The 26,493-nt window shown below is 62.3% G+C and carries 24 protein-coding genes and 1 pseudogene; 17 read left to right on the top strand and 8 right to left on the bottom strand.

The features are described from left to right. On the bottom strand, nt 1–702 hold a 702-nt coding region (locus VWY60_RS05835), incomplete at its 3' end, for a LysR family transcriptional regulator (protein WP_416540016.1). A 537-nt stretch (nt 703–1,239) separates the two neighbouring features. Between VWY60_RS05835 and VWY60_RS05830 the strand changes: the two are divergent. From VWY60_RS05830 to VWY60_RS05795, 8 genes and pseudogenes are all read left to right on the top strand, one after another. Further along, nucleotides 1,240–1,383 (top strand): annotated as a pseudogene (locus tag VWY60_RS05830) (IS5/IS1182 family transposase); the annotation flags it as partial. Beyond that, a complete protein-coding gene (locus VWY60_RS05825; protein ID WP_416540020.1) occupies nt 1,361–1,591 on the top strand; it encodes a hypothetical protein in 231 nt (76 codons plus the stop codon). The pseudogene VWY60_RS05830 and the gene VWY60_RS05825, both read left to right, overlap by 23 nt. Before the next feature lie 573 nt (nt 1,592–2,164). Then, on the top strand, nt 2,165–3,292 hold the full coding sequence (locus tag VWY60_RS05820; protein WP_416540015.1) for a CaiB/BaiF CoA transferase family protein: 1,128 nt from the start codon (nt 2,165–2,167) through the stop codon (nt 3,290–3,292). 72 nt (nt 3,293–3,364) lie between these two features. Next, nucleotides 3,365–5,353 (top strand): CocE/NonD family hydrolase, encoded by a 1,989-nt coding sequence (locus VWY60_RS05815; protein ID WP_416540014.1) that lies wholly within the window; start codon nt 3,365–3,367, stop codon nt 5,351–5,353. A gap of 211 nt (nt 5,354–5,564) precedes the next feature. Then, on the top strand, nt 5,565–6,569 hold the full coding sequence (locus tag VWY60_RS05810; protein ID WP_416540013.1) for a glycosyltransferase family 2 protein: 1,005 nt from the start codon (nt 5,565–5,567) through the stop codon (nt 6,567–6,569). After that, the gene (locus tag VWY60_RS05805; protein ID WP_340547428.1) at nt 6,566–6,967 is read left to right on the top strand and encodes a GtrA family protein; all 402 of its coding nucleotides are present in this window, start codon (nt 6,566–6,568) and stop codon (nt 6,965–6,967) included. Before VWY60_RS05810 ends, VWY60_RS05805 begins: the two co-directional genes overlap by 4 nt. A 16-nt stretch (nt 6,968–6,983) precedes the next feature. Continuing rightward, nucleotides 6,984–7,769 (top strand): hypothetical protein, encoded by a 786-nt coding sequence (locus VWY60_RS05800; RefSeq protein WP_416537519.1) that lies wholly within the window; start codon nt 6,984–6,986, stop codon nt 7,767–7,769. Then, nucleotides 7,769–9,229, top strand: coding sequence for a hypothetical protein (locus tag VWY60_RS05795; protein WP_416540012.1), 1,461 nt, complete (start codon nt 7,769–7,771; stop codon nt 9,227–9,229). The genes VWY60_RS05800 and VWY60_RS05795 overlap by 1 nt, the downstream gene beginning before the upstream one ends. Before the next feature lie 94 nt (nt 9,230–9,323). On the opposite strand, the gene nadC is transcribed toward VWY60_RS05795, so the two are convergent. Genes nadC through nadA form a run of 3 tightly spaced genes read right to left on the bottom strand, consistent with a single transcriptional unit; the run spans nt 9,324 to nt 12,901 of the window. Then, a complete protein-coding gene (gene nadC, locus VWY60_RS05790; RefSeq protein ID WP_416540011.1) occupies nt 9,324–10,178 on the bottom strand; it encodes a carboxylating nicotinate-nucleotide diphosphorylase in 855 nt (284 codons plus the stop codon). After that, nucleotides 10,175–11,845, bottom strand: coding sequence for an L-aspartate oxidase (locus VWY60_RS05785; protein ID WP_416537516.1), 1,671 nt, complete (start codon nt 11,843–11,845; stop codon nt 10,175–10,177). The genes nadC and VWY60_RS05785 overlap by 4 nt, the downstream gene beginning before the upstream one ends. Before the next feature lie 3 nt (nt 11,846–11,848). Continuing rightward, nucleotides 11,849–12,901, bottom strand: a complete 1,053-nt coding sequence (nadA, locus tag VWY60_RS05780) for a quinolinate synthase NadA (protein ID WP_416540010.1) — start codon at nt 12,899–12,901, stop codon at nt 11,849–11,851. 346 nt (nt 12,902–13,247) lie between these two features. Between nadA and VWY60_RS05775 the strand changes: the two genes are divergently transcribed. From VWY60_RS05775 to VWY60_RS05765, 3 genes are read left to right on the top strand one after another with little or no spacing between them, the layout of a single operon-like run. Further along, a complete protein-coding gene (locus tag VWY60_RS05775) occupies nt 13,248–13,952 on the top strand; it encodes an ABC transporter permease (RefSeq protein WP_340547422.1) in 705 nt (234 codons plus the stop codon). A gap of 5 nt (nt 13,953–13,957) precedes the next feature. Next, the gene (locus tag VWY60_RS05770; protein WP_416540009.1) at nt 13,958–14,674 is read left to right on the top strand and encodes an ATP-binding cassette domain-containing protein; all 717 of its coding nucleotides are present in this window, start codon (nt 13,958–13,960) and stop codon (nt 14,672–14,674) included. Continuing rightward, nucleotides 14,671–15,474: a substrate-binding domain-containing protein gene (locus tag VWY60_RS05765; RefSeq protein ID WP_416540008.1), complete on the top strand. Its 804-nt coding sequence runs from the start codon at nt 14,671–14,673 to the stop codon at nt 15,472–15,474. Before VWY60_RS05770 ends, VWY60_RS05765 begins: the two co-directional genes overlap by 4 nt. Before the next feature lie 147 nt (nt 15,475–15,621). Here VWY60_RS05765 and VWY60_RS05760 read toward each other — a convergent pair whose 3' ends face one another. Genes VWY60_RS05760 through apbC form a run of 3 tightly spaced genes read right to left on the bottom strand, consistent with a single transcriptional unit; the run spans nt 15,622 to nt 17,883 of the window. After that, nucleotides 15,622–16,098: a DUF6505 family protein gene (locus VWY60_RS05760; protein ID WP_416540007.1), complete on the bottom strand. Its 477-nt coding sequence runs from the start codon at nt 16,096–16,098 to the stop codon at nt 15,622–15,624. Then, on the bottom strand, nt 16,098–16,805 hold the full coding sequence (locus tag VWY60_RS05755; protein ID WP_416540019.1) for a DUF4444 domain-containing protein: 708 nt from the start codon (nt 16,803–16,805) through the stop codon (nt 16,098–16,100). Before VWY60_RS05755 ends, VWY60_RS05760 begins: the two co-directional genes overlap by 1 nt. 13 nt (nt 16,806–16,818) lie before the next feature. Beyond that, nucleotides 16,819–17,883, bottom strand: a complete 1,065-nt coding sequence (gene apbC / locus VWY60_RS05750) for an iron-sulfur cluster carrier protein ApbC (protein ID WP_340547418.1) — start codon at nt 17,881–17,883, stop codon at nt 16,819–16,821. A 129-nt stretch (nt 17,884–18,012) separates the two neighbouring features. Between apbC and VWY60_RS05745 the strand changes: the two genes are divergently transcribed. Continuing rightward, nucleotides 18,013–18,795, top strand: a complete 783-nt coding sequence (locus VWY60_RS05745) for a hypothetical protein (RefSeq protein WP_416540006.1) — start codon at nt 18,013–18,015, stop codon at nt 18,793–18,795. A 29-nt stretch (nt 18,796–18,824) separates the two neighbouring features. Here VWY60_RS05745 and VWY60_RS05740 read toward each other — a convergent pair whose 3' ends face one another. After that, on the bottom strand, nt 18,825–20,774 hold the full coding sequence (locus VWY60_RS05740) for a 4Fe-4S binding protein (RefSeq protein ID WP_416540005.1): 1,950 nt from the start codon (nt 20,772–20,774) through the stop codon (nt 18,825–18,827). Between the two features lie 394 nt (nt 20,775–21,168). Between VWY60_RS05740 and VWY60_RS05735 the strand changes: the two genes are divergently transcribed. From VWY60_RS05735 to VWY60_RS05715, 5 genes are all read left to right on the top strand, one after another. After that, nucleotides 21,169–21,705, top strand: a complete 537-nt coding sequence (locus VWY60_RS05735; protein WP_340547534.1) for a DUF3305 domain-containing protein — start codon at nt 21,169–21,171, stop codon at nt 21,703–21,705. Then, entirely contained in the window at nt 21,702–22,466 is a 765-nt protein-coding gene (locus tag VWY60_RS05730; protein ID WP_416540004.1) for a DUF3306 domain-containing protein, read from the top strand. The genes VWY60_RS05735 and VWY60_RS05730 overlap by 4 nt, the downstream gene beginning before the upstream one ends. A gap of 42 nt (nt 22,467–22,508) precedes the next feature. Then, the gene (locus tag VWY60_RS05725; protein WP_416537509.1) at nt 22,509–23,156 is read left to right on the top strand and encodes a TorD/DmsD family molecular chaperone; all 648 of its coding nucleotides are present in this window, start codon (nt 22,509–22,511) and stop codon (nt 23,154–23,156) included. A 59-nt stretch (nt 23,157–23,215) separates the two neighbouring features. Further along, nucleotides 23,216–23,407, top strand: coding sequence for a twin-arginine translocation pathway signal protein (locus tag VWY60_RS05720; RefSeq protein WP_340547413.1), 192 nt, complete (start codon nt 23,216–23,218; stop codon nt 23,405–23,407). A 107-nt stretch (nt 23,408–23,514) separates the two neighbouring features. Then, nucleotides 23,515–26,490, top strand: a complete 2,976-nt coding sequence (locus VWY60_RS05715) for a formate dehydrogenase subunit alpha (protein ID WP_340547412.1) — start codon at nt 23,515–23,517, stop codon at nt 26,488–26,490. Nucleotides 26,491–26,493: the final 3 nt, after the last annotated feature.

Genomic DNA, 26,493 nt, shown 5'->3' with positions numbered 1-26,493 from the left:
GCCAGATTCAACTAAGCGAAAGCAAGCTGATAGCGAAGAGGAGGGGAAGAGTGAGTAGTTTGGACCCAAATGTTCAAGAAGTTCAGAGCGCAATTCCCGAAAAGGACGCGTATTTCTTGCATATGTAAATATGGGCTTTTCTAGGTATCGAGACGGTTGGTCGTTGGAGCTTTGGTCACTTTCGGCTCGGTACCAGGCAAGATCCACTTCTGGTAACTCGACGTTGTCGACAGAGTACTCAGAAATTGGCCCTAGTAAGACGGCAAGGTCGATCTCTCTATCAAGCAACATTGTACGGAGGTTGACCGATATATCGACGTTGATCTCGATTTCGAGGGCAGGGTACATTCGATGAAGCTCTTCAATGAATAACGGTAACCAGCATTGAACGATAGTTTCGGAAACTCCTAGGCGAAGATGGCCCTCGATACCTGAGGGATCCATAACATCTCGTTGCACGAGCTCTGAAAGCTGTTCGAACTGTTTTGCATAGCGGGCGAGAATATCCCCTCTCTTGGTCAAAAGAACGCCTCCACTCGTTCTTTCAAACAACTCCACGCCCAAGGTGTTTTCTAGGTTTTTGATCCGCGTAGTCACGGCTGGTTGTGTCAAGCCTAGCTCATCGGCTGCTTTGCTAAATCCACCGAGGCGCACGACGGTCAGAAATGCCCGTATTTGTTCTAAGTTGAGACGAGTGTTCATTTGGTTCTGTTCCTGTCTTCTCCGATAGAGGTCGTTCGGAAAATGCTTCATTGAGGCTTGCTGTGTTTACCGCGCAAGGTATCGTATAAATTTCATTTATGAAATTTGAGAGTTTTTTTGATTTTTACTGATGGTCGGCAACGTCGATAGGTTCGAGGGGCAGTCATCTAACCTTCGTCACAGCAAAGGATCACATTCATGCCCCGGAAAATACTAGTACCGATCGCACCGGATCACCCGACCTCTGGTGACGAAGTGCTCAGTCGGGCCAAAAAGCTTGTTACAGAGTGGGGGGAAACATTGCCTTGATCGTGATGGAGATGTGGCCCGAGAAATATGAACAGTTGAGCTAGGTGGATTTCCCGCTCCTCATCCGACAGCATGCCGGGACGAAGGAGCAACGATGGCAAGACGACCCAGACGGAACCACAGCCCTGCATTCAAGGTGAAAGTCGCATTGGCAGCTTTGAAGGCGTTGTTGCAGAACTCTGAGTGCTAAGGATTCACATCACGAATCCATGCGGTTAGACCGGGCAGATGAGCAAGCCCGCACCTGCCCGCTACCGTACGACGAATTGGTTCAGCTACAACGATGCGCTCAGAAAGCGCGGGTCGCTTCTGATCTGGTTGGACAAAGAGATGACCTGGCTCGCGCCGCATGATGGCAGCCCCGGTCGCCCATCTGGAGCTGGCCACGGCGGTGCAGATCCTGGTCGAGACCTGCGATCTGCCGTTGGAGACGGCGCTGGAGATGGCCACGAGCCGGCCGGCGGATTTGATCAGGCGGCCCGATCTGGGGCGCTTGCAACCCGGCGCGCGCTCCGATGTGCTGCATCTGAACGACGCGCTGGAGCTGCAGCAGGTCTGGCAGGGCGGGCTGGCGCTGTAGTTGCTGTTGCGGCGAGTCGCTCTGCGATGTCTTATACGGTGAAATTTGGCGCCAATTGTTTTGCTGGTTCCGGACGCCCTGCTGGTCTGCGCTGAGGTCATCGTTGCTCCTTTCTGCAACGCAGCTATATTGCAAATATGAAATGGATTGTCCTCGTTTGTGGAATATTACTCATCTTTGCAGCTTGGCTAATCGTTCAAGTGGGCAAAGGCGTGTTCTTCACCCATAGCGGTTTTGCGGAGTGGGATGAGGAGTTATTGGCAGCGTATCGAGAATGTTGTTTTATGACCGATTTGCGATCAGCAGTACCCTTCGCTTTGCTTGGATTAGTATTGCTTGGGTTCGTAGCGTGGAAATTCTTGCGGAATTATGCTAACCGATCGCAATAATCACACTTAAGAGAGCAACATCCGCTTGTTCCGCCTGGCCACTCCCTTCTTAAGACTCTCCGCATGTTTTGATCAAATTATTTGCCCGCAGAGGAATGGATAGGCTAAGTCTCTGTCAGAACACTCTGCCGTGCCTTGGCAGAGGGATGCCTCGCAGATTGCGGGCGGACTGATAGGAGAGCCCATGACACCGCTTGCAGGTCTGAAGGTGGTCGAGCTGGCCCGTATTCTCGCAGGGCCATGGATTGGCCAGTCGCTTGCCGATCTGGGGGCGGATGTCATCAAGGTCGAGAGCCCCGAGGGGGATGATACCCGTCGCTGGGGCCCGCCTTTTATCGAGCGCGACGGTGATAAAACAGCGGCCTATTACTATGCGGCGAACCGGGGTAAGTCCTGCGTCACTGCGGATTTTCGCACTGAAGACGGCAAACAGACGGTGCTGGAGCTGATCCGGGATGCCGATATCCTGATCGAGAATTTCAAGGTCGGCGGGCTGGCGAAATACGGGCTGGATTATGACAGTCTGAAAGCGGTCAATCCACGTCTGATCTACTGTTCGGTGACCGGCTTTGGGCAGGATGGGCCTTATGCGACGCGGGCGGGCTATGATTTCCTGTTGCAGGGCATGTCCGGGCTGATGTCGATCACCGGTGCGCCGGATGGTGAGCCGCAGAAGGTTGGGGTGGCGATCACCGATATTGTCACCGGGCTTTATGGCACCATCGGCATTCTGGCAGCGGTGGAACAGCGCCATAGAACCGGGCGGGGGCAGCATATCGACATGTCTCTGCTGGATTGCGCCACCGCGATGCTGGCCAATCAGAACATGAACTATCTGGCAACCGGCACCAGCCCGACCCGGATGGGCAATGAGCATCCCAATATTGCGCCCTATCAGGTGATGGCGGTGCGCGACGGGCATGTGATCCTTGCCGTTGGCAATGACGGCCAGTTTGCGCGGCTCTGCGAGGTTTTGAACATGGCGGCGCTTGCGGTTGATCCGCGCTTTACCTCCAACCAGCTGCGGGTGGCCAACCGGGGCGAATTGACACCGATGCTGGCGGCAGCGCTGGCGCAATGGGGGCAGGCGGATCTGTTGGCGGCGCTGGAGGCCGCGACCGTGCCTGCGGGGCCGATCAACACCATTGGGCAGGCGTTTGACGATCCGCAGATCAAGCACCGCCAGATGCAGATTGCGCCGGAGGATGTGCCGGGCGTGCGTGGTCCTTGGGTGTTTTCCGATGCGGAGCTGGCGCTGGAGAAATCCGCGCCAATCCTGCCGGTGGCGCAGGATATGTCGCAGGGAGACTAGACCTCCGGATCGCCGACCGTTTGGGTGGGCGGCAACAGCTTGAGATTGAAGCAGACAGGAAGAGGGCGCGCCATGGCGATGGAGATCACCGGAGTTGAACATCTGTGGATCCCGCTGCCAGATGGGCGTCGGCTGGCGGCGCGGATGTGGCGGCCAGCGGCAGAGGGGTGTTATCCTGGGATCCTGGAATATCTGCCCTATCGCAAACGCGACGGCACTGCGCCGCGCGATGCCACCACGCATCCGGTCTTTGCGGCTGAGGGCTATGTCTGCCTGCGGGTGGATATCGCCGGCACGGGCGACAGCGAGGGCGTGTTTGACGATGAGTATTCCGAACAGGAGCTGAGCGACGGCGAGGCGGTGTTGGCCTGGCTCGCAGCGCAGCCTTTCTGCGATGGCAATATCGGCATGATCGGGATTTCCTGGGGCGGCTTCAACGGGTTGCAGCTGGCCGCGCGTCAGCCAGAGGCGTTGAAGGCGGTGGTCAGCGTGGCCTCAACGGTGGATCGCTATGCCGATGATATCCATTTCATGGGGGGCTGCCTGCTCAGCGATAATGCCAATTGGGCCTCGCAGATGTTTGCCTATCAAACCCGCCCGCTGGATCCCGAACTGCGCCCGGACTGGCGCGAGGCCTGGGTGGAGCGGATCGAGGCGCTGCCGTTTATGGCCGCGGACTGGCTGTCCCACGCGCAGCGGGATGATTTCTGGAAACATGGATCGGTCTGCGAGGATTGGTCTGCGATCAAGGCGCCAGTGCTGGCGATCACCGGCTGGGCCGATGCCTATGTGAATGCACCACCTGCACTGGCGGCCCATATGCAGGCGCCCGCCAAGGCGCTGATCGGCCCGTGGGAGCACCGCTATGCCCATATTTCCAAGCTGGAAGGGCATGATTTCCACGGCGAGGTGCTGCGCTGGTTTGATCGCTGGCTGAAGGGCGCAGACAGCGGCGCGGAGGATCTGCCGGATTATCGCACCTACATGCAGGAGCATTTCAATCCGACCAAGGAAAACAAACCCCGGCAGGGACGCTGGATTGCTGAGACTGCATGGCCCTCCCCGAATGTGCGCGAGGTGGTGCATCATCTTGGGACACAGGGCAGGTTGCAGGCGGTGCCGGGTGCGGGGGAGGTTGTGGTATCCAATCCGGCAACCCTTGGCATGGGGAGCGGGTATTTCTGCGCAGGTATGCGGATCGACAATGAACTGCCGGGCGATCAGGCGGGGGATGATGCACTGTCGGCCTGTTTCGATACGGCACCGCTTGAGACCCCGCTGGAGTTGCTGGGGCGGGCGCGGCTGCGGCTGGCGTTCTCTGTCGACAGACCGGTGGCGCAGGTGATGGCGCGGCTGTGTGATGTGGCCCCGAATGGCGTGTCGCAGCGCATCACCTATCGGGGACGCAACCTATGCCATGATGAGAGCCATGAGTACGCGGCGCGGCTGGTTCCCGGCCGGCGCTATGAGGTGGAGTTTGCGCTTAATGAATGCGCGCATCGTCTGAGGGCTGGGCATAAGCTGCGGCTGGCGCTGTCGACCTCCTATTGGCCGATCATCTGGCCCAGCCCCGAGCCTGTGGCGCTGACCCTGCATCTGGAGGGCTGCGCGCTGATCCTGCCGGAACGTTTGGTCGCTGAGGAGGTCGAGGCGCAGGCGCCAAGCGCCGCGCGGGATTATCCGACCTATCAGGCAGAGGTCACCCGCGCGCCCTCCGGCACATCGAACACCTATGAAGAGGCCGACGGCACGCTGGTGCTAGAGACTTTTGATGACTATGGCGCGGCCATTGACCCGGTGCATGGGATGGAGGTCGGCAGCCATGTCGCCATGCGCTATGCGGTGCATCCGGATGATCCGGCCAGCGCCACCTTTACCAGCCAGTGGCGGTTTACATTCGCGCGCGGTGACTGGCAGGTGCAGGTCGATACCGACAATGAGATGCGCGGTGATCGGGAGGATTTCCATCTCTGGCGCAGGGTTGTGGCCTGCGAAGGTGCCGGGCAGACAGAAGTCTGCGTTAAGGAATGGAGCGAGAGCCTGCCGCGCGATTGTTTGTGATTTCGCATCAAATCCTGTTAAAAATCGCTGTTTTTCCCCGGATTGACCCCCAGTTCGCCACGGTTTGGCCACGTTCTGTGACCAAAAACGGAACTGCGCGTTAACCATTTCGGGTGAGAATACCCCCCTTGAGATGTTTTCATCGCGCTGGAATGCCGGGCGGATGGTCCCCCGGTTGTGAGCAGACGATAAACAGAATTGGGGCGAGAAGGTGCATCTATCCGTTGTTGTACCCTGCTATAATGAGGAAGAGTCCATCCCCCTGCTGGTGGATCGGTTGGTGCAGGCAATCGAACCCTGGGCGGAGCGGGCCGAGATCATTCTGGTCGATGATGGCTCCAGCGATGAAACCTGGGCCGCTATGGAAGCGGCGCATAAGCGTCATCCGGTGGTGCGGGGCATCCGTCTGTCGGCCAATCGCGGCCATCAGGTTGCGTTGACGGCTGGGCTGGAGGCGGCGACCGGCGCGCGGATTTTCATGCTGGATGCCGATCTTCAGGATCCGCCGGAAATTCTGCCCGACATGATGATGATGATGGATCGCGGCTATGACGTGGTCTACGGCCGCCGCGCCGAGCGCCAGGGGGAAACCCTGTTCAAGAAGGCGACGGCCTATCTGTTCTACCGTTTTCTCAATACGCTGTCGGATGTGGATATCCCCAAAGACACCGGCGATTTCCGCCTGGTCAGCCGCCGCTCGCTGGATGCGGTGCTGAAAATGCCGGAACGCGCGCGGTTCATCCGTGGCATGTTTGCCTGGGCCGGATTTCACCAGATTGGTCTCGAATACATCCGCGAAGCGCGTGTCGCGGGGGAAACCAAATATCCGTTCAAGGCGATGCTGCGCTTTGCCACCGATGCGCTGACCGGGTTCTCCACCAAACCGCTGAAAATGGCCACACGGCTGGCATTCTTCAGCCTGTTGGTGACCGTGCTGATGGCGGTCTATGTCTTTGGCTCGCTGATCCTGTTCAACACCGTTGCCGGTTGGGCCTCGGTTCTGCTGGCGATCTCTTTCTTCTCCGCGATCCAGCTGCTGACGCTGGGGATCCTCGGCGAATATGTCGGACGGCTTTATATGGAGAGCAAACAGCGCCCGCTGTATTTCCTGTCGCAGCAGACCGGGCATCCCGCCGCCCATGCGGTCGATTTCATCGGCGACAGCCGCGCCGTAGCGGCGCCACTGGCTGAACCGGCCCAAAAAGAAGCGTCATGATCCGCGCCGCCGTTCAGAAAGATCTCGGCCAGTTGATCCGCTTTGCCATTGTCGGCGTCTCGGTTGCAGCGCTCTATGTGCTGGCGTTCCTGGGGTTCCTGCATATCGGTCTGGCGGCGGGGCTGGCCAATGCGCTGGCTTTTGGCCTGGCGGTTCTGGCGCAATATGTCGGCCAGACCGTCTGGACGTTCCGCCAGAAGCTGGGCCAGCCGGACCAGGCGCTGCGGTTTGGCTGCACGGTCGGCCTTGGGTTTGTCACCTCGGCGCTGCTGACGGGTGTCATCGGTCCGATGCTGGGCTGGCCGGAGTGGCTGGCGGCGACCACCGCCGCAGTCTGGCTGCCGGTTCAGAACTACCTGTTTTTCAAGATCTGGGTCTACGCCGGACACGGCGCGTAAAGAGGAGTGGCAAGAAATGTCGCATGTGTATTCAAATGAATTCTACGATTACATCGAGGCCGGCGCGCGCAGCTCGGCGAAGGCGCTGATCGCGGCGGTGCAGCCCTGGCTTGGCGCGCGGAGCGTGCTGGATCTGGGCAGCGGTCGCGGTGTCTGGCTCAGTGAATGGGCGAATTCCGGCGTTGCTGACATCGCCGGGGTGGACGGCGATTATGTGGATCGTAACCGTCTGGCGATCCCGGCGGGGTGTTACCATGCGGCGGATCTGACTGGCGAGTTTGATCTGGGTCGGCGGTTCGAGCTGGCGCAGAGCCTGGAGGTTGGTGAGCATCTGCCGACGGCGGCCTCCGCAACCTTGGTTGCGGGGCTGACGCGCCATGCCGATCGGGTGCTGTTTTCGGCGGCTGTTCCGGGGCAGGGCGGCGAGTTTCATATCAATGAACAGCCGCTGTCCTTCTGGCAGGATCTCTTTGCCGCGCGGGGCTATCGGGCGTTTGACTGCGTACGCCCGGCGCTGAGAGAGGCCGAGGGGGTAGAACCCTGGTATCGCTACAATACCGTGCTCTATGTGAATGAAGCGGGGCGTGCGGGTCTGCCGGAGGAGGTTCTGGCAACGGAGCTTTTGGCGGGGCAGCCGGTGCCGCCTGCGGGCAATCTTGGCTGGCGGCTGCGCCGGGGTGTGGTGTCGCTGATGCCGCAATTGATGGTGACCCGGATCGCACAGATCCGCGCTGCGATCATCGCGCGGCAGGCGCGGGCGGCAGGGCTGGTGGGTGCGGATACGGCAAAGGGCACGATATAATGACACTGGTGATGGACAGCCCGGTTGTGGCGCGCCGGGACGCTGCAATGCCCCTGCTGGCGACAATCGCGGTGGCCTTTTTCGGGCTGCTGATCGCGGCGGTGTTCCAGCTGCCGGATCCGCTGATCCGTCACGATGATTACCCTGCGCTGTTTGGCGATGCAGAGACCTATTATGTCAAAACCCTGATGGAGGGGCGCTGGGTCAATTACCTGTGGCACCTGCGCGAGACACTGTTACCGAGCTGGGCCAACTATCTGATCTACAACGGGTTATGGGCGGTGGTGCTGGGCTGTCTGGCGCATAATGCGCTGGGGGCCGGGGCGCCGCTATGGCGCAAGGGCGCGGTGGCGCTGATTGCGGGGCTGTCGGCGCCTGCGCTGCTGATTTCACTGTGGTTCAACACGCTGATCCCGGGCATGGCGATCCTTGCCATCTATGCGCTGGCGACCACGCAACTGTCGGACCGGGCCTGCCGCTGGCTGCTGGTGCCCTTTGTGCCGCTGGCGCTGACCGCCTATACGACCTATCCGTTCTTTCTGCTGGCGCTCTGTCTGACCCGTGCGGACACGCAGCGCTCTGCCCGGGATCTGGCATCGCTGCTGGGGCTGTTTATCCTGTGTTTTGCGCTGGCGATGGCGTCGATCTATACGCTGAACTACCTGTTTCACGGTGTCTTCGGGATCCCGATGGCGGAGTGGCGGATGCCGAAGCCGGCGCATGATCTGGCATCGCTGCTGGCAAATATCGGGCTGATTGGTGATTTCCTCGGCAGCTCGGCCTCGCTGGTCTCGTTCCACTTCCTGCCGCTGACCGTATTTCAGGTGGCGCTGTTTGGCTGGGCCGTCTGGCTGGTCGGCAGATCCGACCCCTGGCGCGCGACCTATCCGCTGGCGGGGATCTGCCTCGGGATGGGGCTGATCTTTGTGCAGACGATCAAGACCGGCATCACCCTGCCGCCGCGTGTCTCCGGCTTTGTATGGCTGTATTACGCGGTGCTGCTGGGGCTGCTTTCGCAGGAATTGGCGGCGCGGGGCGGCGTCTGGGACCGCATCGGACGCAATCTCCTGGCCTTTGTGGCGCTGATCTACCTGGCGTTCAACCTGCTCCAGCATCGCGATGTGACCGCCTGGCAAGCCGACAGCCGCAGGATGGCCGATCAGATCCTCCCGGTGGAAGGTCCGATCTATGTCACCGGCACCTATCTGTCGCTGCCATCGGGCAAGAAATCCGGCTTGCAGCACGATCTGTCGGTGGCCTTTCGCCTGACGCAACTGACCGGGCGTGATGTGGTGATCTGCGCGATGACACCGACGGCCTGCGCCCATCTGCCGACGGAGGTTCAGGCCGGTGCCAAGGGGCCCGACTATGAGGTGCGCAATCTGGACGTGGGCAGCGTGGTGATGTTGTCGGCAACGCCGATCCGTGCGGCGGCGCATAACGTGCCTGCGGGCGGCTGAGGACGGCGCAAAGAACATCAAACGAGAAACGGGGGCGTGCAGGCCCCCGTTTTTCTGATCAGGTCCGGTCAAGAAACCAGAAGGTGCGAAGACCTCAGAAGTCGAGACCGAGATCCAGCGTCTGCGCCGAATGGGTCAGCGCGCCGGAGGAGATATAATCAACCCCCGTGGCTGATACCTCGGCAATGCGGTCGCGGCGCATATTGCCGGAGGCTTCGGTGACCAGATGACCTTTGGCCATCGCCACGGCCTTCGTCAGGGTTGGCGTGTCCATATTGTCGAGCAGCACCACATCGGCGCCGCCCGTCTCCAGCACCTCCTGCAACTGTTCGAGGGTGTCCACCTCGATCTCGACCTTCATCATGTGGCTGACGTTGGCCGTGGCTGCGCGCAGGACGGCGGCGACACCGCCTGCGGCGGCGATGTGATTGTCCTTGATCAGGATCGCATCGGAGAGACCGTAGCGGTGGTTGTATCCGCCCCCATGCAGCACGGCCTGCTTTTCGACCATGCGCAGACCGGGTGTGGTCTTGCGGGTGCAGGTGATGCAGGTGGCGGTCCCCTTGGTCTCTGCCACAAAGGAGGCCGTCAGTCTGGCGATGCCAGAGAGGCGGCCTGCAAAATTCAGCGCCACACGTTCGCCGGAGAGGATCGACGCGGCTGATCCTGCGATGGTCATCAGGGTCTGACCGGGAGTGCAGGGGCTGCCGTCAGCCACGCGCGTTTCGATCTTCAGCGAGGGATCGACCAGATGAAAAGCGATACGGGCAATCTGCATACCGGAGACAACGCCGGTATCGCGCGCATTGAGCCGGGCCTCATAGGTGGTGCCTGCCGGGATCACCGCGCGGGTGGTGATATCCCCGCTCTGGCCGAGGTCTTCCAGCAAGGCAGCGCGGACCAGCGGTTCCAGGATCAGGTCGGGCAGAGTGGCAAAGGACGGGGTCATGTCGGATCCTTGACGGCGGCGGCGCGGATCGCACGCGCCTCGGTGAGGGTAATACGGGTGCGATGGGCCTGCGCTGGGTCGGCCTCAGGATAATCGTCGCGGAAATGGCCGCCCCGGCTTTCGCGGCGGTCCAGCGCGGCGGCAGCAATCAGGGTGGCGGTGGCGCACATATTGGCAAAGCTCTCGTCGTCGCCGAACTCTGCCAGCAGCTCCTCGATCGTTCTGAGGGCGGTTTTCAGCCCGGCTTCGTCGCGGCGCACACCGACATGGGCGGTCATGGTTTCGCGCAGGCGGGCGATGGCGCTGGCCGGGGCGGCGGGCGTTGTGGCAGGGGCGAAACTGAGGGACAGTGCAGGCGGCGTGCGCATCTGGTCCGGTTGCGGGCCAAGTGTTGCGGCAATGTCCCGGGCAGCGGTGCGGGCATAGACCAGAGCCTCCAGAAGCCCGTTGGAGGCAAGCCGATTGGCGCCATGCAGCCCGGTCGAGGAGGCTTCGCCACAGACCCATAGACGGCCGAGGCTGGCGCGCCCCTGCATGTCGGTGTCGATCCCGCCCATGTGATAATGGGCGGCAACCGCCACCGGGATCGGGTCCGCAACGGGATCAATACCGGCGCGGGCGCAGGTCTCAGCCACGGTTGGAAAGCGGGTCAGCACCTCGGCGCCAAGAGCTTCGCGGGTGTCCAGCATCGGGCGACGGCCGGCCTGGGTTTCGGCAAAGATTGCGCGGGCGACGATGTCACGGGGGGCGAGTTCGGCGTCCGGGTGCGCGGCCAGCATGAAGCGGATGCCGTCCTTGTTGATCAGCGTGGCGCCATCGCCGCGCAGCGCCTCGGTGGCGAGGGGCGCGGGGTCTTCGCCGATGTCAAAGGCGGTGGGGTGAAACTGGACAAATTCAGGATCGGCAATGCGGGCACCGGCGCGGGCGGCAAATCCGATCACCTGGCCCCGGATGCGGGGCGGGTTGGTGGTATGCGCAAACAGCCCCCCGGAACCGCCCCCCGCCAGAAGGATCGCAGGGGCGCGGATCAGCACGGGCACCGAGGTGCCGCCAGCATCGCTGACCCAGACGCCGGTGACGCGGTCGTCTGCCACCTCCAGCCGCACGGCCTGGGTGCCTTCGTGGACCTGAACCGAGGCTGTGGCGCGCACGGCGGCAATCAGCGTTTCCATGATCTGCCGACCGGCCTGATCGCCTTTCACCCGGACGACACGAGCCATGGAATGGGCGGCCTCGCGGCTCATGACAAAGCCGCCGTCAGCGGTGCGATCAAAGGGTGTGCCAAGGTCGGTCAGATCGAGAATATGATCTTGGGCAACCTGTGTGACCATGGCGGCGACCTCGGCGTCGACAGTGCCAGCACCGGCGCGCACCGTATCGGTGGCGTGGGCGGCAGGGCTGTCGGCCTGATCCATCGCGGCGGCAACGCCGCCCTGCGCCCAAGCCGAGCTGGCGCCCTCGCCAAGTGTTTCGGGTGAGATCATCAGCACCGGCCGCGGGGCCAGTTCGAGGGCGGCATAGAGCGCGGCCATCCCCGCGCCAACGATCACCACGCGATCAGTGTCACAGGCGGCGGTGGCTTCGGTCAGGGCCTGCACATCCAGCTGGGCCTCTGCCGTGTTGTCGGCCTGATGGTCAGAGACGACCTTGGCGCCGGGGGTGTCCAAGGATCAGATCCCCAGTTTCTGGCTGAGATCAATCATCCGCTGCACCGCCACACGGGCCTTTTCGGCGACCTCGGGATCGACTTCGACCGGTTCGGACATCGTGTGCAGCGACCAGAGGATTTTCTCCAGCGTGATTTTCTTCATGTAGGGGCACATGTTGCAGGGGCCGACGAATTCAACCTCCGGCAATTGGTCGGCAATGTTCGAGGCCATCGAACATTCGGTGATCAACATCGCCTTTTCGGGCTTTTCGTCGGTCACATATTTGATGATGCCACTGGTGGAGCCGGAGAAATCGGCCTCATTCACCACATCCGGCGGGCATTCGGGATGCGCAATCAGCCGGGTGCCGGGGTTCCATTCGCGGAAATCGCGCAGGTCCTTGGCGGTGTATTGCTCGTGCACGATGCAGGAGCCTTCCCACCAGACCACGTTCTTTTCCGGCACCTGCTGAGCGATGTTCTGCGCCAGATACTGGTCCGGGGTCATGATCACCGTGTCGGCGTCCTGTGCGGCCACGATCTGGGCCGCGTTGGAGGAGGTGCAGCAGATATCGGAGGCGGCTTTGACCTCGGCCGTGGTGTTCACATAGGTGACAACCGGCGCGCCGGGATATTTCGCCCGCATCTGGGCGATGCCCTCTGCGGTGATCGATTCCGCCAGCGAACAGCCGGCCTCCATATCGGGGATCAGCACGATCTTGTCGGGGCTGAGGATCTTGGAGGTTTCGGCCATGAAATGCACACCGCATTGCACGATGACGTCGGCCTCCACCTTGGTGGCCTCCATGGCGAGCTGGAGGCTGTCGCCCACCACGTCGGCGACCCCGTGGTAGATTTCAGGCGTCATGTAGTTATGCGCCAGAATCACAGCGTTGCGTTCTTTTTTCAAGGCGAGGATGGCGGCGACATAGGGCGCGTAGGTGGCCCAGTCGACGGGGTTCACCACCCGGTCCATCTTGGCGTAGATCTCTGACATCTCTGTGGCCAGAGCAGGATTTGGCGCAAGGTCATAGTGATTGGCGAGCTGATCGCGCATGGTTTGCAGATCGAACATGGCATTTCCTCAAAGCTGCGCCTGACGTGGCACTTTGGGGAATTCTTGTTTCATGTTCACATTTAGCACGCAAGCGAGTGCAGCCGCTTTGTTGCGTAAAAACCGGAAATCCTGGTGCAAATCGGTGGCAATCGGGGCGCATCGGCAACCTGACGCTGGGGGCGGCGCCAAGACCATCTGACCATCGGGCGATGTCAGCGCAAACAGTGCGCGGTCAATTTGTCCAATTTTCACACCCGGTGTCGTTTTTGTCTATTGGGCGGGCTGATATTGTGGTTTGCAGATAGCGTTCACACAGTATCGGGAAGCGGTAAGACCGGTCCCACAAGGGAGAAAATCCGCCTCCATGTCTGATCTCTGGGAAGGATTGGTCCAGGCCTTTTGGCTGGTGGTCACGCTGGATGGCGATCTGGTCGAGATCACGCTGCGTTCGTTGCGGGTCACTTTGACCGCGTTGCTGGTGGCCTCGGTGATTGCGCTGCCGCTGGCGGCGCTGCTGTCGGTCCGCCGGTTTCGCCTGCGTCGGGTCACTATTGCGGTGCTCAACGCCCTGATGGGGCTGCCGCCGGTGGTCGTGGGGCTGGTGGTCTATGTGCTGCTGTCGCGGGCTGGTCCGTTCGGGGTACTGGGGCTGCTGTTCACCCCGACCGCGATGATCATTGCGCAGGTGATCATCATCGTGCCGCTCATCGCCTCGATCGCGCATCAGTCGCTGCGCGATCTGTGGAGCGATTACCACGATCTGCTGATTTCGCTGAATGCCAGCCAGAGCCAGCGCATTGCCACGCTGCTGTGGGACGGGCGGCGGGCGCTGCTCACGGCGGCGCTGGCTGGGTTTGGTCGCGCGATCGGTGAGGTTGGGGCGATCATGATCGTTGGCGGCAATATCGACCATGCCACCCGGGTGCTGACGACGGCGATTGCGCTGGAGACCGGCAAAGGGGATTTTGCCATGGCGCTGGGGCTTGGCTTTGTGCTGATCGCATTGGCGGTGGCGGTGAATCTGACCATCCACTGGCTGGGTCAGACCGAGAGCGAGGGCCGCTGGTGAGCAAGGTGAGCAGTCTTTTTCCGCTGGTTGTCGAGGCGGCGCAGGTGCGCCGCCGTGGCAAGACACTGATAGGTCCGGTGGATCTGCGGCTGGACGGGCAGGGGACGACCATCGTGATCGGGCCGAATGGTTCGGGCAAGACCTCCCTGCTGAAGATGCTGCATGGCATCCTGCGACTGGGGCAGGGGCGGATCAGCTGGGGCTGCGCCATGGCCGAAGCCCAGCGGCGCCAGGCCTTTGTGTTTCAGACGCCGGTGATGATGCGCCGCTCTGTGGTGGAAAATATCGCCTATCCGCTGCGGCTGAACCGGGTGCCCCGCAAGGTGGCGCTGGCCGAGGCCGAGATCTGGGCTGAGCGGATCGGTCTGGGCGGCGATGCGTTGCACCGGCCTGCGGTGCTGCTGTCGGGCGGTGAGCGGCAGAAACTAGCGCTGGCACGGGCCCTGATCCGCAAGCCGCAGCTGCTGTTCCTGGATGAGCCTTGCGCCTCGCTCGACGGACGCGCCACTCGCGAAATCGAGGAGATCCTGACCGAAGCGGCGGCGGCAGGCACCCGGCTGATCATGTCGACCCACAATATGGGTCAGGCGCAGCGTCTGGCGGATGAGGTGCTGTTTGTTCTGCACGGTCAGATTGCCGAGTTTTCAGCGGCGGAGGCATTTTTTACCCGGCCCCATACCGAACAGGGCCGCGCATTTCTAAGAGGAGATATTGTCGAATGAAACGGATTGTGCTGGGGGCACTGGCTGCGCTGACAATGGGGACGGCGACGCTGGCGGAGGAGATGAAGCTGGCGGTGACCACATCCTTCCACAACTCCGGTCTGGCAGAGGTTCTGCTGCCGCAGATCAAGTCGGATCTGGGGCTGGAGGTGCAGCTGTTGGTGGTGGGCACCGGTCAGGCGATCCGTCTGGGCGAGGCGGGCGATGTGGATGCGATTCTGGTGCATTCGAAGAAGGCCGAGGAGGCGTTTTTGGCAGGCGGCAACGGCACCCATCGCCGCGAGATCATGTATAATGATTTCGTCTTTGTAGGCCCCAAGGCGGACCCGGCGGGCATTGGCCGCGCGCAGTCGGCAGCGGAGGCACTGCAAAAAGTGGCCGCATCCGAGGTGGCTTTTGTCAGTCGCGGCGATGACAGCGGCACCCACAAGAAAGAGCTGAGCCTGTGGGCCGCGGCGGATCTGTCACCTGACGGATTTGGCGGCTGGTACAACGCTGTTGGCGCAGGCATGGGGGCAGCGCTGAATACAGCCTCTGGCATGGGGGGCTACATCATGTCGGACCGCGCAAGCTGGCTCAATTTCGCCAACAAGGGCGATCTGGCGCTGCTCTATGCGGGGGATCCGGTGCTGTTCAACCAATATGCCTATCTGCCGGTCAACCCGCAGAAACACCCCCATGTGAAGGCAGAGCCCGCAGCCCGGCTAGAAGGCTGGCTGGTGTCGGATACCGCCAAGGAGCTGATCAACGGCTACCAGATCAATGGCGAGGCGCTGTTTGTGTTCAACGCGGCGCCATAGGCGATAGCGGCATCCACAGCACAGCGGTTGCAATGTGCAGACGCCGCGCCTGAGCGCGGCGCCTGGCCCAACGGGAGCGGGGGGCTTTGACCCGCCGCACTCCGGGCGGGAGGGGCCGGTTGCGGGCTTCGCGCCGTGCGTGGTCAATCAGTCGTCGGTCACATGGATGGCGAATTGTTCCAGGCCCGCCTCCTGCGGCTCGATGCTGCGATAGCTTTCCTTGACGCCCGCCTCTGTCAGCTCGCGCATCACCGTCAGCAGCGTATTGGGCGCGTGATCGGCGCAGAGTTCCGCCATATGTGCCAGCTCTTCCGCAGCCACCGGGCGGGCGGCGGCCAGATCCGGGGCGCCGTAGTAGCTGACGAAATGCGCGGCCAGCAGATCGGTGAGGCCTGCCAGCTCGCTCTCCTCGATCCGCGTCACCGCAACAAAGGTGACACGCCCGCCGGTTTCCAGCCCCATCCAGCCATTGGCAAAGGCCTGGCGCTGCTTGCCGATCAGGTCGGCCTCTTCCCAGTTGGAAAACTCAAACCCGCCCGAAATACACCATTCGCCGGTGCGGGCCGGGCTGGCAAAGACGTTCTGATCGCTCTCGTCGAAATGAATGGCGCGGGCAAGCTGCATCACGGTGTCTCCAGTAGGGTGGTCAGGGGGATCAGATGGGTTGTCGCCTCGTCCCGCAACAACAGGCCGAAATCTTCGTCCACGCCGAGGAAGGTGCCATTCAGGCCCGCATGGGTGACGGTTTCGCCAATATCTTGGGCAAGGCCGCGCCAGGTCGTGTGCACCGGCTCCGTGCCGTCCTCTTCCCAGCGGTTGATCCAGTGCAGCACGTGGCGGGCCCAGCTTTCCAGCAACTGGCCTGCATCCACATCGGCGCAGCCCTCGGCATAAAGCGCGGTATCCTCGGGACGATCGCCGGTTTCCCCGTCGCTCGGCGGCCAGAGCGGCAGGTCGAGGCCGATGACCAGCCAGTCTGGCACCTCTGATGGCGCGGTTGTACTGGCGGCGGCACGCAGCCGACCGCAGCGACCGCCGTTGATGCGCAGACCGCCGTCCCATTGCAGATGCACCGCCACCTCGGGCGGGGCCAGCGCGCCAAGGGCGTTTTGCAGTGCAATACCGCAGACCGGAAGCATGGTCATGGCCTGCCGCAGGGCAACCTCGGGCGCAAAGACAAAGGCCGCCTGAAGCCGGTCATGCAGCAGGTTATGCACCACCAGACCTGCGTCGCAGCCCAGAACCGCCTTCTGACAGGCGATGGCAAAGGGATCGTCGGCCCCGCTGAGCGCAAGCCCCTCCATCAGGGGGGGGAAGCTGAGGTCGCTCATTTCGGCCATCGGATCAGGCCTGACCCTTGGCGATCAGATCTGCCGCCAGATCATGGAACGCCTTGGCCTGCGCGCTGTCGGGTTTGCTGACCGCAATCGGCGCGCCACCGTCGGCGGCAACGCGCACATCCAGATGCAGCGGGATCTCCGCCAGCAGCGGCACATTCAGTTTCTCAGCCTCGGCAGCAACGCCGCCATGGCCAAAGACATGTTCCTCATGCCCGCAGTTGGAGCAGATATGCGTGGACATGTTTTCCACCATGCCGATGATCGGCACGTTGAGTTTCTGGAACATGTCGATGCCCTTGCGGGCGTCGATCAACGCCACGTCCTGCGGGGTGGACACCACGATGGCGCCGTCCACATGCGCCTTTTGCGCCAGCGTCATCTGCACATCACCGGTGCCCGGCGGCAGGTCCACGATCAGCACGTCCAGCGCGCCCCATTGCACCTGCATCATCATCTGCTGGAGGGCCCCCATCAGCATCGGGCCGCGCCAGACAACCGCCTGATCCTCGTTGGTCATCAGGCCGATCGACATCATGGTGACCCCGTGGTTGCGCATCGGCAGGATGGTTTTGCCATCCGGGCTGGCGGGGCGACCGGAGACCCCCAGCATCCTGGGCTGCGAAGGGCCGTAGACATCAGCATCAAGCAGGCCGACACGGCGGCCCTGAGCGGCCAGGGCACAGGCGATATTCGCCGAAACCGTGGACTTGCCGACGCCGCCCTTGCCGGAGGCAACCGCGATGATCCGGTCGACGCCGGGAATTTTCTGCGGCCCCTGCGGCTGGGCGGCCGGTTTGGGCTTCAGGTCCGGCGGCGCCTTTTCGGAATGGGCCGTCAGCATGGCCGAAACCTTGCCCGCGCCGGGCAGCGCCGTCACCTTTGCGTCGGCTTCATCGCGCACGGGCGCGTAGATATCGGATTTGGCCGGGTCGATTTCCAGCACAAAGCGGACTGTGCCCTCTTCGATATTGAGCGCGCGGACGATGCCGGCGGCGACGATATCGCTGCCGGACACCGGGTCTTTGATGGTCTTGAGCGCCTCTAGGACAGTTTCACGAGTGAGGGACACGCCGGGGTTGCTCCTTATTGGGGCGAGCTTGGTCTAAGCTGGCTTGATTGTTTTTGATGGCCTGCGGGGCTTTTGGCCCCGGCTGTAACGGCTCTTGACGGGGATGTAGGTGGTTTCCTAGCATTTCATATGGTCTGGGTATGTACTCTTTTGCGCGGTTACGCGGGAATACTGGCGATAATTCTGCTTGCGCTGATCCTGCGACCGGCCAGCGGACAGGCCGAGAGCGATCCGGCAAAGCTGCGACTGGCCGTGCCTGCGCCACTGGTGGAGACCGGGGTGCTGGGGTTTCTGTTGCCGCGGTTTTCGCTGAAGACGCAGGTGCGGATCGAACTGGTCGACAGCAATGATGTCGCCGAGATGATGCTGGGCACGACCGGCCAGCCCGTGATGGAGGGGGACGGGACCGTCTGGCATCTGGAGCTGATCGCGCCGGATCACGCCGGGGCGCGGCGCTTTGCAGACTGGCTGACCTCTGATGTGGGCGCGCGCACGATTGCCGCCTTTGCCCCCGAGGGGCGCCAGATGTTCCGGGTGCCGAAGCAGGCACAGGCCGCGGTGGCTGTGACCACATGGGACGGCGACGCCGGACGTGGATACGATCTGTCCAAATCCCACTGCGGGCGCTGTCACGCGGTGGAGGAGGCCGGACGGATCAACAGTATCGGTTCTACCCCGTCGTTCTATGTGTTGCGCAGCCTCGCCAATTGGGAGGAGCGGTTTCAGGCCTTCTACGCGCTGAACCCGCATCCCGCCTTTACCCAGATTGCCGAGATCACGCCGCCCTTCGACGAGGCACGCCCCTCGCCGATTGTTCCGGTCGAACTCACGCTGGACGAGCTGGAGAATATCCTCGCCTATGTGGCCGTGCTCAGCCCCGCGGATCTGGGGGCGCCGTTGGAGCATAAGTAGCGTCATCATCTTATCGCGGCATTTCGGGATCAGTGATCCTTGCGTTTGCTGAGGTAGTCCTCGGTGGTGCGGACACGGGGGCGCTCCGCGCCTGCAAAGGGCGAGTTCTTTTGATGGAACTGCGCGTTGACCCGGCAGTTGTCACACATCTGGATCATCCGGGCGGCATCCGGGTTGGCGAACATCGAATGTTTCCCGGCCAGTTTCTCGGTGATCTTGTCGATGGTGGATTTGACGCCGAAGAGCGAACCGCATTCGACGCAGGCAAAGGGTTCTTCCTCGTGCAGGACCACCTGTGACAGCGCGTCGGATGTCAGGTTCAGGCGTGGCTCGTAGCGGATCGCGTCCTCCGGGCAGACATTGGCGCAGAGACCGCATTGCAGACAGGCATCCTCCTGAAAGCGCAGCTGCGGCAGGTCCGGGTTGTCCCCCAGCGCGCCGGAGGGGCAGAGCGAGACACAGGAGAGGCAGAGCGTGCATTTGTCGGCGGCGACCAGAACAGCGCCATAGGGGGCGCCCTCGGGCAGGGGCAGCGTTTCGGCTTCGGGCAGCAGAGCCTTGGCGGCCTGACGGGTGATCTGGCGCCGTGTGCCCATCGGGCGCTGCGGGGTTTCCACCCGCGCCTGAGCGCCGCTGCGGTCAAAGAGGCGGTCGCTCAGCTGATCCGGGTCGTTCAGCTCCAGCAGATGCAGGTAGGGCCCGGCAATCGCCGTGGCCAGAGCCAGCTCTTGGTCCTGCACGTCGCGCTCAGCCCTAGGCGAGAGCAGCACCGAAACCTCGGCGAAACCGGCAGCGAGGGCGGCGAGGGCTTCGGCGTGACCAAAACTGTTGAGCGCCTCAACCGACAGGGGGATCACATCCGCCGGCAGGCCGCGGCCGTGGCGGGCGGCCAGCTCGACCATCTGATCACCGTGCTGATCGACCACCAGCAGGCGGGGGGCGCTGCCACCAGCCTCTGCATATGCCTTGGCCAGGGTCTGGATCCGGCGCATCAGCGCATCGGTTGGCGGCGCGTCATAGGTGATTGCGCCGGAGGGGCAGAGCACGGCGCAGGAGCCACATCCGGCGCAGATCATCGGGTCAATGCTGACATGATCGCCGGCCGGGCTGATGGCACCGGTCGGGCAGACATCGAGGCAGCGGGTGCAACCGGTCTGCTCGGCGCGCGAATGGGCGCAAAGCAACGGCTCGCTGCGCACGTAGAGGGGTTTTTCGAAAGTGCCGACCAGCTGGCTGGCGCTCAGCGTGGCCTCGGCGACGGCCGGGGCGGACTTTGGATCGGCGCGCAGGTAGCCGTCACGTTTTTCGGGCGCGGGAAACAACGGCTGGCCGCCGCGCAGGTCGAGAATGATATCGCAGACCGACTGCCCGCCGTCGCGCGCCTCGTCCCAGGTCCAGCTGCGCCCGGTGACGTCCAGCTGTTGCAGCCGGTCGATGGTGACGGAAAACTGTCCCAAGGCGCCTCGCGCATGGCGCAGCTGGCCGGAAATCACATCGTAGGCGCGGCTATGAGGGGGGTCGCTCGGCGTCTCGAGAAGCACGGTCACCGCGAGGCTCTCCTGCAGCCGCTCGGCTGCGGCATAGGCCACCTCTGGCGCGCCAAGGATCAGGCAGAGCCCCTCCGAATGCAGGTCTATGGTCTTTGACAGGGGCGGTGTCAGCGTTGCCTCAGCAATCAGCGCGGTCATTTTGGGCAGCGTCGAGGCGGTATCAGCGGTCCATCCGGCCCGGTCGCGCAGGTCGACAAAGGCGGGGGCCGGCTGGTCGATTTCCTGTGCCAGCGCCTCGAAAATCCGGTGCTCCTGGGCGCAGCAAATAATTGCGTCCCCCTGCGAGATGGCCTGTGCCGCCTGTTCGATCTGATCGGTACAAAGCGCTGAATGCAGCTTTGAACAGGGCAGGCCTGTGCTACGGGACAATGCCTCGGAATCGATTGATTGCGTTCCGGCACAATCACATAGAATCAATTGCTTAGACATGTTTTCTCCGCGTGTTTCTCGCTTGGTGAAAGCAGCAGAAATCCGCCACTTCGGGCTTAGACTAGGCATGTTTGCGCAAGCAGGTAAACCGCAATTTGCCGGTCAGCCGTGCCGCCGGGTGGCTTAGATGAGGCAAGTGATTCGCCGTGGCAAGGCATCGCGCTTCCCCTGCGTTAAGCCTGAGTGAATTAGTCGAATTAGACTTTTCGTCCGCACTGTCCAAAGGGGGCATGTCGGGCTGGTCAAATTGACCTTTGATGTTGATTTAACGCGCCATCAGCAAAAGTTATCTTCCCGTGTGGTCGCAGAATGCGGCACTGTTTTGTCAACCGAACTGACCAAATAGGGCGTTGACGTGTCTGAGACCGGGGATCGCAGTGCAAAGACGGATGTGATGCCGCTGGGTGTCGTCCTGCGGCGTCAGCCGGGGGTGACCCGTTGGGCGCGCTGGTCGTGGAAGGCAACCTCGGTGCTACCGGGCGCGGCGCAGGCGGACTGGCAGCTGTTACGCGAAGCGGGCGAGGTGCGGGAGTACCACGCCGCCACCCTGCCGCTGGAGCTGCACCGGAGCGAGGCCGAGGCCTATCTGCACGGGCTGACCGCGGAACCACCCTGCATCTATGTGGTCCTGCGCGACGGCGTGTCGGACGACCGGCCGCTTGAGGTGCTCTTGGTGACGGCCTCGCCCTATGAGGCGCAGGATTACGCCGACAACGGCGAGGATCTGGTGGAAAAAGTACCGATGCCGGACGGGCTGATTGCCTGGGTCCGCGATTTTGCGCAGCTGCATTTTCACGACGAGCCGTTCAAGAAACGGCGCCGGGACAGGGTCAAGACCGACGCCAGCGAGGACGGGATCGGCGATCCGCGCATCTCGCAGATGACCGATGTCTATCGCTCGCCCGCCCTGAAGAAGGCGCGCCTGTCATGAGCCGGGATGATTTCTGGTCCCGCCGCCGCGCCCGTGTTGCGGCCGAACAGGAGGCCGAGGCTGCCGAGGTCGCTGCTGCCGCACGTCAGGCCGCCGAAGAGGCGCTGGAGGAGAAAAGTGACGCCGAGATCCTGCACGAGCTGAACCTGCCGGACCCCGATGAGATGCAACAGGGCGATGACTTCAGCGTGTTCCTGAAAGAGACCATTCCGGCGCGGATCCGTACCCGCGCCCTTCGCCGTTTGTGGACCAGCAATCCGGTTCTGGCCAATGTCGACGGGCTGTTGGATTACGGCGAGGATTTCACCGACAGCGCCATGGTGATCGAGAATCTTCAGACCGCATATCAGGTCGGCAAGGGCATGACCGCGCATGTAGAGGAGCTGGCGCGGCAGGCAGAAGAGGCCGCAGCCACGACCGCTGACACCGAGCAGGAGGCCGAAGCGCTGGCCGCTGAGGAGACGGCCGCGGCGGTCGTGCCGCATGAGGCTGCCTCATGCGACTCTTTGCAGGCCGGTGCTGGGCAGGCCGAGACAGCGCCGCTCGAATCCGTGCGCCGCCCGACCATGGGCTTGCAGTCGCCGTCAGATGGTGCCGGTCCAGACCATGGACAGGAGGCGGCGGCCCGGATGCCGTCAATGCCGACAGCGGCTGATCCCGTCTTTGCCGCTGTTGCTGATCCCGTTCCCGATCCGGTGGCGTCGGCGCCGAGGCGTATGCGCTTCACCTTTGCCGCTGACACCAACGCACCCGTCAGCTGACCCACCCGAAACCCCGACCAAGACCCCTGCGAGGAGACACATATGACCGCCGAGCACGCCCAGACAGAGACAGCCGAACAGACGGCCGGTCCTGCCATTCCGCAGGATGAAGACCGTTTGCGTGCGGATCTCTACAATTTTCTGGGCCTGATGCTGTCGGGGCCGCCGGATGAGATGCTGTTGGCGCAGGTGGCCGGTTTATCCGGGGATGACACCGACTTGGGCACGGCGATCAACGCGCTGGCGAAAATCGCGCGGCTGACCAAACCTGCCGCTGCTGAGCGGGAGTTCAACAAGCTGTTCATCGGTCTGGGCCGTGGCGAGCTGCTGCCCTATGCCAGCTACTATCTGACCGGATTTCTGAACGAGAAACCGCTGGCAGCCCTGCGGCAGGACATGGCCGCGCGGGGCATGACACGGGCCCAGAATGTCTATGAGCCGGAGGATAATATCGCCTCCCTTATGGAGATGATGGGGGCGCTGATTGCCGGACGTTTCGGCACGGCAGCACCGCTGGGTGACCAGAAACAGTTCTTCAACAAACACATAGGCCCCTGGGCCGGGCATTTCTATTCCGATCTGGAGGCGGCGAAGAACTCGGTTCTTTATGCCGCCGTCGGTGCCGTGGGCCGGGTCTTCATGGAGATCGAGGCCGAAGGATTTCGAATGAGTGCGGAGCAATCCGCCTGAGCCGGGACGGCGTGCCGTCCTTAACCCACGTGAGCCAACCAACTGAGGAGGAGGATCACATGACCAGAAAGACCGAGGAGGCCCAGAGCCGCCGCGACTTTCTCAAGCTGGCAGCGACCACAACGCCGATTGCGGCGATTGCGGTGGCGACGACCGGCGGCACGGCCGAGGCGGCCGAGCCTGACCTGACATCGGAAGTGATGCAGGATACCGCGCACACCCGCGCCTATTACGACAGTCTCCGGTTCTGACCGACCGGTGATGTTTTGAACGCCCACGGCGACCGGTTGCGTGACGCCCGACTGCCAAAGGCCCCCGATAACCCAGCGAACCCGTAAGGGAAGCAAGGGAGGAACACATGCTTAGGAAAAAGACCAACGGGGTTGCGCGACGCCCCCAGCGGACCAGTATCCTGTCCAAGGTTGCAGAAAGCTCCGTTGACCGCCGCGCGTTTCTGCGCGGATCCGGCCTCGCGATTGGTGGGCTTGCCGCCATCAGCGCCACCGGTGGATCCGTCACCAAGGCCAATGCCGCCACGGCTGCGGCTGGCGCGGTGGAAACCGTCAAATCCGTCTGCACCCACTGCTCGGTCGGCTGTACCGTCGTAGCAGAGGTGCAGAATGGCGTCTGGACCGGTCAGGAACCCGGGTGGGACAGCCCGTTCAACCTCGGCGCCCATTGTGCCAAGGGGGCCTCCGTGCGCGAACACGCCCATGGAGAACGCCGTCTGAAGTACCCGATGAAGAAAGAAGGCGGGGAATGGAAGCGCATCAGCTGGGAACAGGCGATCAACGAGATCGGCGACGGCATGATGCAGATCCGCGAAGAGAGCGGACCCGACAGCGTCTATTGGCTTGGCTCGGCCAAGCATAACAACGAACAGGCCTATCTGTTCCGCAAGTTCGCCGCCTATTGGGGCACCAATAACGTCGACCACCAGGCGCGGATCTGTCACTCGACCACGGTTGCGGGTGTTGCGAATACATGGGGCTACGGCGCCATGACCAACAGCTACAACGATATCCATAACTCCAAGGCGATCTTCATCATCGGCGGCAACCCGGCAGAGGCGCATCCTGTCTCGCTGCTGCATGTTCTGAAGGCCAAGGAGCAGAACAACGCGCCGCTTATCGTCTGCGATCCGCGTTTCACCCGCACGGCAGCCCATGCCGATGAATATGTGCGTTTCCGCCCCGGCACCGATGTGGCGCTGGTCTGGGGGATCCTGTGGCATATCTTCGAGAACAGCTGGGAAGATAAAGAATTCATCCGCACCCGTGTCTGGGGCATGGATCAGATCCGCGAAGAAGTGGCCAAGTGGACGCCCGAGGAAGTCGAGCGTGTGACCGGCACCCCCGGCAGCCAGCTGAAGCGCGTGGCGCGGACAATGGCCAACAACCGCCCCGGCACCGTGATCTGGTGTATGGGTGGCACCCAGCACACCACCGGCAACAACAACACCCGCGCCTACTGCATTCTGCAGCTTGCGCTGGGCAACATGGGCACATCGGGCGGCGGCACCAATATCTTCCGTGGCCACGACAACGTGCAGGGCGCAACCGACCTTGGCGTTCTGAGCCATACATTGCCGGGTTACTATGGCCTGTCGGCGGGCGCATGGGCGCATTGGGGCCGTGTCTGGGGTGAGGATAGCGAATGGCTTGCCGGTCAGTTCGACACCACCAAAGGGGCCGATGGCAAGGACAAGTCGATGCAGAACCTGACGGGTATTCCGGTCAGCCGCTGGATCGACGGCATTCTGGAAGACAAGGCGAACATAGACCAGCCCAATAACGTGCGGGCCATGGTCCTGTGGGGCCATGCGCCGAACTCTCAGACCCGTATGACGGAGATGAAGACGGCGATGGAGAAGCTGGACATGCTGGTCGTTGTCGACCCGTATCCCACCGTCTCTGCGGTGCTGCATGATCGCACCGATGGCGTCTATCTGCTGCCCGCCTGTACCCAGTTCGAGACCCGGGGTTCGGTCACCGCGTCCAACCGGTCCTTGCAGTGGCGCGACAAGATCGTCGATCCGCTGTTCGAAAGCCTGCCGGACCATGTGATCATCGCCAAATTCGCCAATAAATTCGGCTGGGGCGACCGGTTCTTCCGCAATATCGAGATGGAAGATGCCGAGACGCCGAATGTCGAAAGCGTCACCCGCGAATTCAACCGTGGTATGTGGACGATCGGCTATACCGGCCAGTCGCCGGAGCGGATGAAAACGCATATGGCCAATCAGCACACCTTTGACCGCACCACGCTGCGGGCGGTGGGTGGTCCTGCTGACGGCGATTACTACGGGATGCCCTGGCCCTGCTGGGGAACCGCTGAAATGGGTCACCCGGGCACGCCAAACCTCTATGACATGTCAAAACCGGTCTCCGAGGGCGGCCTGACCTTCCGCGCGCGCTTTGGTGTGGAACGGGATGGCGACAACCTGCTGGCAGAAGGCGTCTATTCCGCAGGCTCCGACATTCAGGATGGTTATCCTGAGTTCACCTATCAGATGCTGAAGGATCTGGGCTGGCACACCGAGCTGACCGCGTCCGAGCGGGCCTTTATCGCCAAGGCTGCCGGGGTGGATGGGTTTGCCGATTACACCCACGAAGTCGGCGAGCAGAGCATGTCGCCCTTCCCGTCGGACTATGACGACAAGGTGGCCAAGGTGAACTGGAAAACTGACCTGTCGGGCGGCATCCAGCGGGTTGCCATCGCGCATGAATGTGCGCCCTTCGGCAACGCCAAGGCGCGTGCCGTGGTCTGGACCTTCCCGGATCCGGTGCCAATCCATCGCGAGCCGCTCTATACCAACCGCCGGGATCTGGTCGAAGACTACCCGACATATGAGGACCGTCACGCCTACCGGCTGCCGACCCTCTATGCGTCGATCCAGAAGAACGACGTCTCCAAGGAATATCCGATCATCCTGACCTCAGGTCGTCTGGTCGAATATGAAGGCGGCGGCGAAGAAACCCGGTCCAACCCGTGGCTTGCGGAATTGCAGCAGGACATGTTCGTCGAGATCCACCCGCGCGATGCCAACAATATCGGCATTCGCGATGGCTCTCAGGTCTGGGTCGAAGGCCCGGAAGGCGGCAAGGTCAAAGTCATGGCAATGGTCACAGAGCGGGTCGGAGAGGGCGTTGCCTTCATGCCGTTCCACTTTGGCGGTCACTACCAGGGCACGGATCTGCGCGACAAATACCCGGATGGGGCTGACCCCTATGTTCTGGGCGAAAGCTGCAATGTCGCACAGACCTATGGCTACGACAGCGTGACCCAGATGCAGGAGACCAAATGTACTCTCTGCAAAATCAGCGCAGCATAAGGA

The sequence above is a fragment of the Phaeobacter sp. JH20_26 genome, assembly GCF_048056275.1.
In the GTDB taxonomy this organism is placed as follows: domain Bacteria; phylum Pseudomonadota; class Alphaproteobacteria; order Rhodobacterales; family Rhodobacteraceae; genus Phaeobacter; species Phaeobacter bryozoorum.
The sequence above is the reverse complement of the archived record's forward strand: the minus strand, read 5'-3'. Positions and strand labels throughout refer to the sequence as shown.